The 14,407-nt window shown below is 47.9% G+C and carries 6 protein-coding genes and 1 pseudogene; 1 reads left to right on the top strand and 6 read right to left on the bottom strand.

Annotation, left to right across the window (positions count from 1 at the left end):
* Positions 1–2,536, top strand: a 2,536-nt coding sequence (locus QUA04_RS20080; RefSeq protein ID WP_333259708.1) for an Ig-like domain-containing protein, incomplete at its 5' end; no start/stop codon positions are given.
* Between the two features lie 88 nt (positions 2,537–2,624).
* Here the strand turns inward: QUA04_RS20080 and cruG are convergent.
* The 6 genes and pseudogenes from cruG to QUA04_RS20110 form a co-directional block, all read right to left on the bottom strand.
* Positions 2,625–3,836 (bottom strand): 2'-O-glycosyltransferase CruG, encoded by a 1,212-nt coding sequence (cruG, locus tag QUA04_RS20085; RefSeq protein ID WP_333259711.1) that lies wholly within the window; start codon positions 3,834–3,836, stop codon positions 2,625–2,627.
* 260 nt (positions 3,837–4,096) lie between these two features.
* Positions 4,097–5,038, bottom strand: a complete 942-nt coding sequence (cruF, locus tag QUA04_RS20090; RefSeq protein WP_333259714.1) for a gamma-carotene 1'-hydroxylase CruF — start codon at positions 5,036–5,038, stop codon at positions 4,097–4,099.
* Between the two features lie 163 nt (positions 5,039–5,201).
* On the bottom strand, positions 5,202–7,817 hold the full coding sequence (locus QUA04_RS20095) for a CHAT domain-containing protein (RefSeq protein ID WP_333259718.1): 2,616 nt from the start codon (positions 7,815–7,817) through the stop codon (positions 5,202–5,204).
* A gap of 120 nt (positions 7,818–7,937) precedes the next feature.
* The gene (locus QUA04_RS20100; RefSeq protein ID WP_333259721.1) at positions 7,938–10,856 is read right to left on the bottom strand and encodes a two-partner secretion domain-containing protein; all 2,919 of its coding nucleotides are present in this window, start codon (positions 10,854–10,856) and stop codon (positions 7,938–7,940) included.
* Positions 10,857–10,921: 65 nt separating this feature from the next.
* On the bottom strand, positions 10,922–13,813 hold the full coding sequence (locus tag QUA04_RS20105; RefSeq protein ID WP_333259723.1) for a two-partner secretion domain-containing protein: 2,892 nt from the start codon (positions 13,811–13,813) through the stop codon (positions 10,922–10,924).
* A 65-nt stretch (positions 13,814–13,878) separates the two neighbouring features.
* Positions 13,879–14,334: pseudogene (locus tag QUA04_RS20110) on the bottom strand (filamentous hemagglutinin); the annotation flags it as partial.
* Positions 14,335–14,407: the final 73 nt, after the last annotated feature.

The following is a 14,407-nucleotide window of genomic DNA, read 5'->3' on the forward strand; positions in this document are numbered from 1 at the left end:
AACCACCACAAACGCACCCTTTGATGTCACAGCAACATTCAGCGAAAGCGTCACAGGATTTATCGCCAGCGACGTGACTCTGACTAACAGTACGATTAGCAATTTCACAGGTAGCGGCACAACTTATACTTTCACAGTTACACCAACAGCTACTGGCAATGTCACCGTTGATACCCCGGCGGCTACAGCAACTGATACTGCTGGTAACAACAACACCGCAGCCACTCAATTAACTCGCACTGCTGATATCACCGCACCAACAGTAGCTTTAACGTCAACTTCAACAGCAACAGTAACTGGCTTATTTACCGTCACTGCTACCTTTAGTGAAAATGTTATCGGCTTTGATACTACTGATATCACCGTAGCCAATGCTGCTATCGGAAACTTCGTCACAGTTGATGCCAAAACTTACACTTTTGATGTCACACCTACTGTTAGCGGTAATGTCACAGTTGATATTCCCATAGCTAAAGCCACAGATGCTGCGGGTAACAATAACACCGCAGCATCTCAACTGGTTCGCACTGCTAATATCGCAATACCGATTATTGATGTCATCCCACCTACTGCTAACTTGGCAGCAATTTCTAACATTACTACAGCGGGTGGTACAACTGAGACATTGACAGTGACTTTCATTGATAGTAGTGGAGTTGATGTTAGCAGTTTAGATAATTCTGATATTGTTGTAAATTGGTCAGGTGGTGCTATTCCTGCTAGCTTTGTTAGTATTAACACTAATAGCAATGGCACGCCCCGCACAGCAATATATTCGTTTATTCCACCAGGTGGAACTTGGGATAACGCTGACAACGGGACTTACACAGTTAATTTGCAAGCATCGCAGGTGAGGGATACTGTTGGCAACTTATCTGCTGCTAGCAGTTTAGGTAATTTTAGTGTGAATATTCCCGCACCTGTCACCACACCAACTCCGGTAACAACCCCAACTCCGGTAACAACCCCAACTCCGGTAACCACACCAACTCCTGTAACAACCCCAACTCCGGTAACAACCCCAACTCCGGGAACCCCAACTCCATCGGGAACACCCACTCCATTGGGAACCCCAACGCCATCGGGAACACCAACTCCATCGGGAACCCCAACTCCATTGGGAACCCCAACTCCATTGGGAACCCCAACGCCATCGGGAACACCGACTCCATCGGGAACCCCAACTCCATTGGGAACACCGACTCCATCGGGAACCCCAACTCCATCGGGAACCCCAACTCCATCGGGAACACCAACTCCATTTGGAACCCCAACTCCATCGGGAACCCCAACTCCATTTGGAACCCCAACTCCATCGGGAACCCCAACTCCATTTGGAACCCCAACTCCATCGGGAACACCAACTCCATTTGGAACCCCAACTCCATCGGGAACACCAACTCCATTTGGAACCCCAACTCCATCGGGAACACCAACTCCATTTGGAACCCCAACTCCATCGGGAACACCAACTCCATTTGGAACCCCAACTCCATCGGGAACACCAACTCCATTTGGAACCCCAACTCCATCGGGAACACCAACTCCATTTGGAACCCCAACTCCATCGGGAACACCGACTCCATCGGGAACACCGACGCCATCGGGAACCCCAACAACCAACGACATCCCCAACGACGACTGCATCTGCGATGACATTGCCTATCCCAACTTAAACCAACCCAATGCAGTTGAAAACACAATACTTGCTGTATCGGGAATTCAAATAGGCACTGCCCAAAACGAAGAATTTCTCGGCACTAACAACGGCAATATATTCGATGCCAAATCTGGGAATGACAACTTATATGGTGGTGCCAGCAACGATATCTTTAATGGCAACCAAGGCAATGACTTCATCGCCGGAGGCAAAGGTGACGACATCCTCTATGGAGATGAAGGAAACGACATCGTTCTTGGCGAATTGGGCAACGATTTAATCTTCGGAGGCAAAGGCAATGACTTGTTACATGGCCGCGAAGGTAATGACATCATTCTTGGTGATAAAGATGATGATTTCATCGATGGTGGTAAGGATAATGACGTTTTATATGGAGGCAAAGGTAACGACATAATGCTTGGTAGTCAAGGTGATGACTCCCTGTTTGGACAGTTAGGTTCGGATACCATCTGCGGCGGTGAAGGTAATGACTTAATTAGCGGTAATGAAGGAGCAGATATCCTGGAAGGATGTGAAGGAAATGATACCCTGTACGGAGGGGAAGATAACGATACTCTCACTGGTTGTCAAGGTGATGATATCCTTTACGGAGACTTGGGCAATGATAGTTTGATTGGCGGTAGCGGTAACGATATCTTTGTCTTAAAAGCTGGTCAAGGATTTGACATAATCGCTGATTTTACCAGGGGTCAAGATTTGATTGGATTAAGCGGAGGCTTGAGTTTTGGTCAGTTAGCAATAACTCAAAATACTCAGGGAACTCTTATTAAGAACCTCTTGACAGGGGAAGAGTTAGGTGTGATGATTGGAGTGAGTGCCAATGCGATTACATCCGCTAATTTCCTGCTGATTTAGGAAAGGAAGAAAAGTACGATCGCCCGTTCGATACAAAAGGGCGATCGCACTTCTACCAATTTTAAAAGGTATAGCCAAAATTTAACGATTATTCATACTTTCTGCCGCGCCACTGAGTAGGCTGATTTAAAGCAGAAATGAGAATACGCAAAAACGCCAGCGGATCGGCTAAAGGTGACAGCCAAAACAGCCATTTACCCGATGCCCCAGTTGTATCGTAGGAAGGTGCGATCGCGAAACACAAAGCCGATCGCACTGCAACCACAAATACATTCAATCCCAACAGCCAAAAGTGCGGAAATACACCAACCGGCGGCAGCGAACCAAACAGCAAATAGCACAACACAATCGGCACCGGCAAACCTTGAACCGCTAGCAACAGCCACAAATCGCCCCAAATTTGACCGCCAGAAGCAGCATCTTTCAAATCGAGCGATCGACCCCATTCATTCCAAGTCTCGATCGCCCCCTCATACATCCGCACCTTCAACACTTTAGCCCCATCCAAAAAGCCCACCTTAAAGCCCTTAGCAGCCGCATAGCGAGCCAAAGTCACATCATCGCAAAACGAACCCCTCGCGACCTCATAGCCCCCCAATGCCACCAAAACCTCGCGCTTACACAAGAAACACTGACCGTTCGCCATCACCCGTTCCGGCACATCCCCGCCAGTCCCCGTCGGCCCGAACCGATAAACCAAAGTCATTAACAAAGCAGGTTGCAGCCACAACTCCCCCGGATACTTGAGGATAAACTGTGGCGACAGCGAAATCAAATCATAATTTCCAGCTTTCGCCGTTTTGAGTAAACTCGCAATCAAACCCGGATGCGGCACAGTATCCGCATCTATCCCCAAAATCCACTCGCACTTCTCGGAACTTGCCAAAAAACCCGCATTCAGCGCCCACGGACGCCCTACCCAACCCGCCGGCAGCGGATCGTCGTTAATCAAGCGAAACCGGGGGTCTTTTTGTGCTGCTGCTTTGACTAAATCTCCGGTTCCGTCTACCGAATAGCTGTCAACCACAATCGCTTCTCGGAGTTCGTAACTTTGGCGGCTTAATCCTTCCAAACAAGGCGAAATGCGATCGGCTTCGTTCAAAGTCGGTACTACCGCAGTACAAGCACCTAACAAATCCAGCGTCGGCGAATCCGGTTCCAGGGGCGGGATGCGCGATGGGCCTTTAATCAAACGCGACATCAGAAGGGCTGCCGCGGGCAATTGCAGTAGCAAGAGTGCGACAGGGATGATAGTTGTCAGCAGTTGGGGGAACAGGTGAGGGGCGATCGGGAAAACCATACTATTGAAGAATTGAATAATTGAAGAATTGGGAATGACTGACGGGATATGGGTTGAAAGCTTATTTACAGTTCATTTTTTTGGTAACTGATGTCAATTTAAAAAATTTAATAAAATTTTGACCTCAAACATATTACAGGAATTGGGAATGAAAAAATCGCCACTGAAAAACCCGGTTTCTACAAGAAACCGGGTTTTTAAACTAGCTCAAAATTTAGTGTAAATTTTTGCTAAATCAGCCGGGGTTGCTCGCTAGCAACTCACTTACGCAAAACGCCCACGGGCTCAGGTGGAATTTTAGCCGTGATAACAGATGTATCCAAAGACGGCATTGTTTCGGTTACCTCACCTACTGCGGGCTTAGCGATCCAGCTTAACGCGATCGCCGGAACTACGCCCAGAAGCACCGCTAGCGATGTCGGGAACCAGAACCGAGAATCCAACGAAGTTACAGTGATAATTGCTCCGAAAGCAAAGTTTACCAAATAAACAATTAAGGGCAAACCCAATTCCGATCGCTCTAATTTAATCGGTGTTTTTCTCCACAAGAAAGCTGCTACAGACATAAATAGCGCCCCCGTACCCATCCAGCCAGCCAAATTGCGGTAAGGCATCCCAAAGAAAGCCCCAAGTTCCTCAAACTCCCAAAAAGGCACAGAAGTTTGACTCATCGCCGGATCAAGTACAAAATCCCAAGCTGTTAGCAGCAAAGCACCCAGGGCGATCGCCCCTATTTGGCGCACCCAGTTGAGTTCACCTTTACCAACCGCTACTCCAGCGCGAGCAATTACATAGGAAACCAGTCCCAGATAAAACCACGAGAGGGGAATTGTAAACGGAACCAGCCCTGCAATTTTGTAGCCCAAACCGCTCAAATAATGGTAGTGGCCGAAGGGAAAACCCGTACTCGTTCCCAACAACTCGCTACTCAAGGACAAAAACACAGAAGGCACTAAAAAGGCCAGAGTTGCACCCCAACCCAACGTCCGAAAGGCATACAGAGCAACTGCTGCTGCGCCAAAGATGATATAAACTACTCCACCCCCAGCCATCCCCCACTGGAATAGCGTTTGCCCTGCTGGTGGCAAACTCATCACCAATTCGGGACGGGGTAAAATCAGCAGCAACCCTGCCAATCCAAAAGCCATTGACAAAACGTGGGCAATTAGGCAAAAGCGCTCAGCAATCAAAAGTTGCTTCATGGGACTCCTCGAAAAAATATTAGATGCGGAAAGCACTCCCTAACAGTTTACAATTTTTAACAAAAAATCAAGCATTTAAGTCAGTTGTCAGTTGACTGTTGTCTGTTGACTGCAAGCCCGATGCCCGATGCCCAATTCCCAATTCCCCATTTCCGATCTTAAATTACTGCCAATTGCCGACAAGCACGAAAGGTGCCCAGAAATACGGATTCTGATACTGTTGGTTTTTCAGGAGAGTTAATTGAGCGTTGCGGAGGGCTTCAGCTTTGCTGGTTTTAGAAGAAGCCAGTTGCTTGTAAAACTCAGTCATAAAGATAGCTGTAGATTCGTCGTTGACTTGCCAAAGGGTGGCGGCGGTGCTGCGGGCACCCGATCGAATTGCGGCCCCGGCCAAACCCAAAGCCGCGCGGTTATCGCCCGAAGCAGTTTCGCAAGCACTCAAAACCAAAAGTTCGATCGGCTGTTGTTTCTCGCCAGTGCGGGCTCGCAGCAGTCGATCGAACTCCTTAACATTCACTTTCTGATCCCAAGTCACAATAAAAGTATCCGTCGCATTCGAGCTAAATTGACCGTGAGTTGCCAAGTGGACGATCGGGTAAGACAAAGCTTTAATTCGATCGTGCAACCGCCCGCTGACAAAATCTTCATTCAGCAGCGAACTCGCCGGCATCTCGGCTGCAATTTGCTGAATTTCCTCCTTCACCCCCGGCAAAGCCGAGAAACCTTGACGCGCTTCGGAGAGGGCAGCGGTGAGCACTTTTAACTTGACTTTGTTCAGCGGTTTCGGTGCCAGCAATTGCAATCCCGGCGCCAAAGCAATATTGTATTTTTCTACCAAAAACTTTTCACCGTCGTGCAGCACAGCCATCGGCAAATTGCGCAAGTAACCGTCGAGCACAAATACCAGAGTTTTAATCCCGGCGGCGGTCAAATTCCCCTCTGCGGGGCGGATTAACCAGTCATAAACCTGTTCGACGGGTTGCCTCCTGTCGCGGGGGAAAGCAGCAGGCCTGATGGTATTTTTGGCTTGCCTGAAGGCAGTTTCCAACTCGGCTTGAGACTTCTTAGTAGCGTAGCGGCGCAGGGGTTTGCCGGGAATTGACAAAATTACCTCCAAACGATCGCTCAAAATAATCGGATAAATCACCGCCGCTGTCGGATCGATTTCCTCGATCGACTTTGGTTTAGCATCAGCGCAAGCATCCCGAAAAAAGTTGTCCAATTCCGCCAACTGCAAAGATTCCACCGTTTGGCGCGCTAGTTTCAACTTAGCTTGAGTGGGAGATTCCTCTTGCAAAAGCAGCCCGACTAATTCCCGATAAACCGGTTCGGCACTTTCCCGAAACGAAAATTGCACTTCGGGATTGACTGTCACCAAATCGCCCCGCAGAAAAGACAGTACATTCACAGCTTGAGTATATTGAGCGATCGCCCCTTCTGTATTTCCCTGAGCTTTCCGAATCCGTCCAAGTTGCCAAAACAATTGATAAGCAATATCGGGAGATTGAAACGCCGGTGCTAAACTCAAAGCCTCAATTGTGAGATTTTCCGCTTTCTGATACTGCTGTTGGATTTCCGATAGTTTGCCTTTAGCTGCCAGAATATAAGCTTGTATGCGTTTGTCGCCCAAACTGTTTGCTCGTTCGACAGAGCGATCGAGCATTGTGTCAATCTCGCTGAAACTCAAAGTTTTCGCAGGCGACTGAGCTAATTTCATCAAGCTTTGAGCTAAATTAATTTGAGCGTAAAGTCCGGCGCGATTCGACGCAAATTGAGCGGTTCGAGGTTCGATAGAACGCCACAAACCCTCTGCTTCAGACCAATCTTGGCGATCGATCAATAAACTCAATTGGTTTAACTTTGCTTGAATTTGTAGGAGCGATCGATCCGGGATCGCCTGGGCCGATCGAGCATAATAATCTAGGGCCAAACGTTCCCAATCAGCCCGCTGTTCGGGTGTTAAACCCGGTTTATTGCTTTTAGCCCGTACCGTATTGCCCAGATTGAGATAAATTGCAGCCTCCTCTGGCCGGGAACCTAATTTTTGGGCTGCTTCGAGTCCCACGGACAGTAAATCCTGCGATCGTTCCAGTTGTCCCAAAACCCGCAGCACCCGCCCTAAAGCATGAATTGCCCGGACTTGTTCGAGAGAAACTGGCTGATTTTTCAAAGTTTCCAAACCCGCCGTCGAAATTTCGCAAGTTTGGTTTTCCAGCTTGAAAGAAGCTAACAGAATTTTGCAAGCTCTAGGGTAAAGTCCGAGAATTTCCCAAGCCCTACTTTGATTAATTTGAACTTGAAAAAGTTGGGGTTTTCTATCAATTTGCTCGAAAATTTTAGCAGATTGTGTCCAAATATCGATCGCATCTTGAGTCTGCCCCCGTTCAAGTTGCAACTGTCCTTGAATGTTGAGAGTTTCAGCCAAAATCCGCTGCTGTTCGGGAGTTTTTGCCTGTGTTCGCACAACCGATAAACTCGAATTTACAGCTTTTTCTGCTTCTTCCCAAAGCCCCAACTGGCCGTAGGTTGCTGCTAAATTGCTCAAAGCTGTGGCGCGATCGAGATTTTCGCCTTTTGCCTCAAACTGCGCCGCTGCTTGCTGCAACAGCGGTACAGCTTCCGAAAAACGTTCCTCTTGGTACAGAGTTCGAGCTTGTCGGACAAGCTGCACCGCTTGTGGTGGATTAATTTGAGCAACTCCGGGAGGAATCGCAACTGCTAGCAGACAGGAAATCACAAATAACGGAATTACTTGCCGGAGCGATCGGGTAAAGTTCATATTTAGAAAATAAAATTACAACCGCAGACACACATACTAATTAACCCAAATACATCTTATTCTTTATCTACGTTAATCCGCGTTAACCCGCCTACATCTGCGGTCAAAAAAACCCTAATTTCAACGCGGCGCACAACCAGAATTCTGCCGAGGATTGCGAGAGTCAGCAGCATTACCCGGATTATATCCAACAAGCGTAACTTCTCCTTTGGGATTCACTACCCAACCTTGCGCCGGAACAACTTCCCGATCGGGGATTTCCCCTTCTTCCTTCTTCGCTCGATCGGTTACATCGGTTAAATCCTCTACACTGGTCGTTGCCGAACTTCCTGCCTCTTCCACCCAAGGAAACGGCGATGCAGCGCTGCTGAGAACATCATTAGGACTCGGTGGTACTCCTCCTTTCCCTGTAGCGCTAAACTCGCTCTCGGCCCCTCTGATGCAGGGATTTGCAGCAATTAACGCAGTCGGATCGACCACATTTTGCGGCAGTTCCACTAAACCTTGAGCAGGATTCACCCCAGAAGAACTAAATGTAACACTACCTTGCAAAGCCGGGCCGCTACTTTGGGAAATCGCTGCAATATCGCTGGTAGGAACTAAAGAAGTCGGACTTACTTGCAACGCTGCAAATTGAGCATCTGTTAATCCCAAACTCGCTCGAACCTGTTCGCGAGTAACTGATGTAAACCCGAAAACATTGGGGACATTAATATTAACGCGACCCCCTTGAGCCGATCGCGCATTAGCAGTAATATCGCTATTTTCGTTGGGGAGAGTAACCAGAATATCGCTTTTAATGTTGATATTACCGCCGCCAGAACTACCTGCATCAGTTGTAATTCTGCTGGCTCGGCGTAACTGGACATCCCGTGCTTCGAGGTTAATATTTGCTCCGGCACCGGATTCAGTTCTACCGTCAATGGTGCTTTGGTTGTCAAGGGAAATGGAATCTGCTTTGACGTTAATGTTACCAGCCCGTCCCGATCCCAAGGCTTGCAGATTGAGTGTTCCCCCATTGCGAAGAATCAATTGCCCGACATTCAGATTTAACGAACCTGCATTCGCCGTAGCATTGGGATTGATTACACCAGATGCAATCCCAACAGAAATCTGAATTTGACTGTTAAATTCACCTGACCCCCCGTTACCTATAACGTTTACGCGGCCCGCATCAAGCGTGATGCTTCCCGCATCTCCTCTGCCTAAAGATGCCGTAGAAATAATTCCCCCATCCCGTAGAGTCATTACAGGTGTAGAAATGTTCATGCTCCCTCCGGGACTGGCAGAGTAGGCATCAGCGGAGATGAAACTAGCAGTCCGACTCCCATTTGCCAAAACTCCAGAAATACCCTCGACTGTTACTGACTCAGAGCTTCTAATTGTTAAATTACCTCCTTGTCCCGCAGTTGTATTCAACGGTTGGTTGCCAACAACTGATCCGCTAGATAAACTAATTCCGCCTCCTTCAGAGATAATCAACCGCTTCGTGTCGATATTAATGTCCCCGGCTCTCCCATTAGTGCTGATTGCGGTTGCGCCGATCAAGGTTGGGGTAGGATTTCCGTCGGGAGTTCGCAAAATTTCTACTGATTCGGAAGCTTGAATATTGATATTCCCCGCTGCTTCTTCACTGCGAGTAATGCTGACGATACCAGCGCCATCGCGCACTCTTAAACGTTCTCCCTCAAAGGTGAAACTTCCTCCCCTACCCGTACTCCCCGCAATTGTGCCGCTGTTGATCCCAGAACCGGCCATATCGAAAACCCTGGCACGGAAGGTCATATTTCCGGCGTTGCCAGCACCTAACGTGGCGCTACCCAATACGCTTCCATTGTCTATCAGCAGTCGTCCTGTATCGATCGTGATGTTTCCGGCGTTTCCTGTGCCGTTGGTGCTAGTTACCAAAATAATTTGCGGGTCAAAAGGATTTATCGAGCCAGATGTTGTAAACTTACTAAGAAAGTTTTGAAAGCTCTCAACTCCAATTCCCCTCAGTTCTACTGAGTCGGTAGCGCGGATATTGACAGCGCCCGCTACACCATTTTCTAATGCCAGCGTGGAGATTTGCGCTCCACCTTCTGCCCGAAAATTTTGAGCGTTAATGTCGATACCCCTACCATCGATATTTCCCAAAGTCAGTGCATAAATCTGCCCATTATTGAGGTTGACATTTCCACCTCGAATCTCGACTTTACCGCCACCGAGTCCACTGGTGTTGAGCGCTGAGCCGTTGGTTATTTCGATATTACCAAAGTTGGAAATCTTGTCATAGTTTAAACTTAATCCCAATGGCGTTGCCCCCAATCCAACCATCCCCGGACTAGCGACGCTACCCAGCAAAATTTGTCCGGTGGATGCAGTTAGTATTCCCTGATTTAATTCAATATCTCCTCCCACTAGGGCGAGAGTTTGTCCGGGCTCAACTGCTAAGCCAATGTTATTAAAAATCGGCGGGAACCCTGGAGGTAACTCTGGTAAATTCAAGGCTGGTGCTGCTGAAGAGTTAATGATTTTTCCCGGATTTTCTCGAAAGTTTAAACCGATAGGTATATTGACATTTAACAGCGGGATTGATTGGGGATTGCTGCTGCTGAATTGATAGCCATTCTCGAAAACTACGCTATCGGCTGAACTTGCTAAAAATGAACCGCGCAAATCTAATCTGGCATTAGGACCGAAGACAATTCCTTTGGGATTAAGTAAAAATAAGTTGGCATTTCCTTGGACTCCCAACACACCTAAAATATTAGAAGGATTACCACCCGTAACGCGGGTAAAAATATTCGCAATTCCGTTAGGATTGGCAAAATATGCTCCTCTGCCTTCACCCACGTTAAATTGTTGTAAACTGTGAAATAAATTTGCTCCGCGAGTTGCACCGCCAGTGATTCTATCTGAAGGTAAGTTATTAATCCTGTCGGGAACAGTGCGCGAACTTTCTGCACCCAGGGAATTATCGGGAATGATTTGGGCGATCGCCGGGAAAGGACACAGCAGTAAAAATGCAAAAAATAGGGCGGAAGATTGGCGGGGCATCTTTTAAGTCTTGTTAATTTAGTATTAGGAAAATAGCGACGGGTTAGCTAAAACCTGAAGATTACCTATTGAGGTACGCAAACACCCGTCGGTTTCGGACTGCGAAGAGATGCACCACCACCAGAATTATAGGCTACCAGCGTCACTTGTCCTCGATCGTCTATTAACCAACCTTGAGCGGGAATAATTTCTTTTTGCCGAATTTCTATGGAGGCTCTTTCACCTTCTATTTGCTGACTTCCACCTAAGGCTGGCTCCACCCAAGAAAAGGGCGCTGGAGCGGTGCTGAGGGCATCATTAGGACTCGCTGGCACTCCTCCTTTCCCAGTGACGGTAAATGCACTCTCGGCCTCTTGCGTGCAGGGATTTGCCGCAATTAAAGCAGCCGGATCGACCACATTTTGCGGCAGTTCCACTAAACCTTGAGCAGGATTCACCCCAGAAGAACTAAATGTAACACTACCTTGCAAAGCCGGGCCGCTACTTTGGGAAATCGCTGCAATATCGCTGGTAGGAACTAAAGAAGTCGGACTTACTTGCAAGGCTGCAAATTGAGCATCTGTTAATCCCAAACTCGCTCGAACCTGTTCACGAGTCACTGATGTAAACCCGAAAACATTGGGAACATTAATATTAACCCGACCACCTTGAGCCGATCGCGCATTAGCAGTAATATCGCTATTTTCGTTGGGGAGAGCAACCAGAATATCGCTTTTAATATTGATATTGCCCCCCTCAGAAATACTGGCATCAGTTGTAATTCTGCTGCCTCGGCGCAACTGGACATCCCGTGCTTCAAGGTTAATATTTGCTCCGGCACCGGATTCAGTTCTACCGTCAATGCTGCTTTGGTTGTCAAGGAAAATTGAATCTGCTTTCACGTTAATGTTACCAGCCCGTGCCGAACCCAATGCTTGCAGATTAAGTGTTCCCCCATTGCGAAGAATCAATTGGCCGACATTCAGATTCAACGAACCTCCGTTAGCCGTAGCATTGGGATTTCTAACGCGAGAGGCAATCCCAACGGAAGTCTGAATTTGACTGTTAAATTCACCTTGACCCCCATTACCAATAATTTCTACACGCCCCGCATTTATTGTGATGCTTCCCGCTTCTCCTTTGCCTAAAGATGCAGTAGTCATAACTCCCCCACCTCGGAGAGTCAATACGGGTGTAGAAATATTCATACTCCCTCCCCGGTTAGCAGCGTTAGCATCAGCGGAGATAAAACTGGGGCCCCGACTGCCGTTCGCCAAAACTCCAGAAATACCCTCGACTGTTACTGACTCAGTGGCCCTAACTGTCAAATTACCTCCTTGCCCCCCAGTTGTATTAAAGGGTTGGTTGCCCACAACTGAGCCGCTAGATAAACTAATTCCGGCTCCGTCAGAGATCCTCAACCGCTTCGTATCGATATTAATGTCCCCAGCTTGCCCATTCACACCGCCTGCAGTTGAGGCCATTAAGGTTGCTACGGGACTTCTAGGAGGAGTCCGCAGCACTTCTACTGCTTCATTCGCTTTAATGTTAATATCCCCCGATGATCCTCGATCGCGAGTTATGGTGAGTAAAGCAGAACCATCACTTACGGTTAAACGCTCTCCCTCAAAGGAAAAATCTGCTCCCTCACCCGCACTCCCGGTAAATGTGCCGCTGTTGACCGCAGAACTGACTTGATCGAAAACCCTAGCACGGATGGTTATATTTCCGGCGTTACCCGTACTGAAGGTGCCGCTAGTCAATGCACTTCCATTGTTCATCAACAGTTTTCCGGTATCGATGGTAATGCTTCCGGCATTTCCCATGCCAGCAGTGCCAGTGATTAGGACAAGTTGGGGGTCAAAAGGGGCGATCGATCCAGATAGCAAATACTTACCGGCAAAAACGGTAAAGAGAGCCAATCCAATCCCGTTCATTTCTACGGAGTCGGTAGCCCGGATATTGACAGCGCCTCCGGCACCACTTCCTGCTGTCAGCGTGGAGATTTGCGCTCCACCTTGGGCCCGAAACTGTTGAGCGTTAATATCTATGCCCCTACCATCGATATTTCCCAAAGTCAGTGCATAAATTCGCCCACCGTTGAGGTTGACATTTCCACCTCGAATATCGACTTTCCCGCCACCGATTCCACTGGTGTTGATTAGTGAGCCGTTAGTTATTTCAATATTACCAAAGTTGGAAATCTTGTCATAGTTTAAACTTAATCCCAATGGCGTTGCACCCAATCCAACCATCTCCGGACTAGCGACGCTACCGAGCAAAACTTGTCCGGTTGAGGCAGTCAGTGTTCCCTGATTTAATCCAATATCTCCCCCCACTAGGGCGAGAGTTTTTCCTGGCTCAACTCCTAAGCCCATGTTATTGAAAATCTGCGGGGTTCCAGCGGGTAATTGTGGTAAGTTTAAGGCTGGTGCTGCTGAAGAGTTAATGATTTTTCCCGGATTTTCTCGAAAGTTTAAACCGATAGGTATATTGACATTTAACAGCGGTACTGATTGCGGATTGCTGCTGCTGAATTGATAGCCATTATTGAAAACTACGCTATCGGCTGAACTGGCTAAAAATGAACCGCGCAAATCTAGCCTCGCATTGGAACCGAAGACAATTCCTTTGGGATTAATTAAAAACAAGTTACCGTTTCCCAAAACTCCCAGAGTTCCTAAAATATTAGAAGGGTTGCCGCCCGTAACGCGGGTAAAGATGTTGGCAATTCCGCTGGGATTTTCAAAATAGGCTCCCCGCCCTTCACGGATGTTAAATTCGCGCAAGCTGTGAAAGAGGTTAACGCCACGAGTTGCACCGCCAGTGATTCTATCTGAGGGTAAGTTGTTGATAGTGTCGGGAACAGTGCGCGAACTTTCTGCACCCAGGGTATTATCGGGGATGATTTGGGCGATCGCAGGGAAAGGACACAGCAGTAAAAATGCAAAAAATAGGGCGCAAGATTGGCGGGGCATCTTTTAATTCCTGTTAATTTAGTATGAGGAAAATAGCGAGGGGTTAGCTAAAACCTGAAGATTACCTATTGAGGTACGCAAACACCCGTCGATTTCGGACTGCGAAGAGATGCACCACCACCAGAATTATACGCTACCAGCGTCACTTGTCCTCGATCGTCTATTACCCAACCTTGAGCGGGAATAATTTCTGTTGGCCGAACTTCTATGGATACTCTTTGACCCTCTATGTGCTGACTTCCACCTACCGCTGGTTCCACCCAATCAAACTGGCTAGAATTGCTGCTGAGAACATCATTAGGACTGAGTGGTACTCCTCCTTTCCCTGTAGCGCTAAACTCGCTCTCGGCCCCTCTGATGCAGGGATTTGCAGCAATTAACGCAGTCGGATCGACCACATTTTGCGGCAGTTGCACTAAACCTTGAGCAGGATTCACCCCAGAAGAACTAAATGTAACACTACCTTGCAAAGCCGGGCCGCTACTTTGGGAAATCGCTGCAATATCGCTGGTAGGAACTAACGGGACTTAAACAAATTTTAAGCCCAAACAAAGCCTAAACTGGCTTTATAAGCGGAGAATACGTCCCAATTTT

It is taken from the genome of Microcoleus sp. S13_C5 (assembly GCF_036700845.1).
In the GTDB taxonomy this organism is placed as follows: domain Bacteria; phylum Cyanobacteriota; class Cyanobacteriia; order Cyanobacteriales; family Microcoleaceae; genus Microcoleus.

Bases quoted from the DNA above. Each gene is read 5' to 3' on its own strand.
- QUA04_RS20100 (WP_333259721.1), bottom strand. From the start codon at position 10,856: ATGCCCCGCCAATCTTCCGCCCTATTTTTTGCATTTTTACTGCTGTGT.
- QUA04_RS20095 (WP_333259718.1), bottom strand. From the start codon at position 7,817: ATGAACTTTACCCGATCGCTCCGGCAAGTAATTCCGTTATTTGTGATT.
- cruG (WP_333259711.1), bottom strand. From the start codon at position 3,836: ATGGTTTTCCCGATCGCCCCTCACCTGTTCCCCCAACTGCTGACAACT.
- cruF (WP_333259714.1), bottom strand. From the start codon at position 5,038: ATGAAGCAACTTTTGATTGCTGAGCGCTTTTGCCTAATTGCCCACGTT.
- QUA04_RS20105 (WP_333259723.1), bottom strand. From the start codon at position 13,813: ATGCCCCGCCAATCTTGCGCCCTATTTTTTGCATTTTTACTGCTGTGT.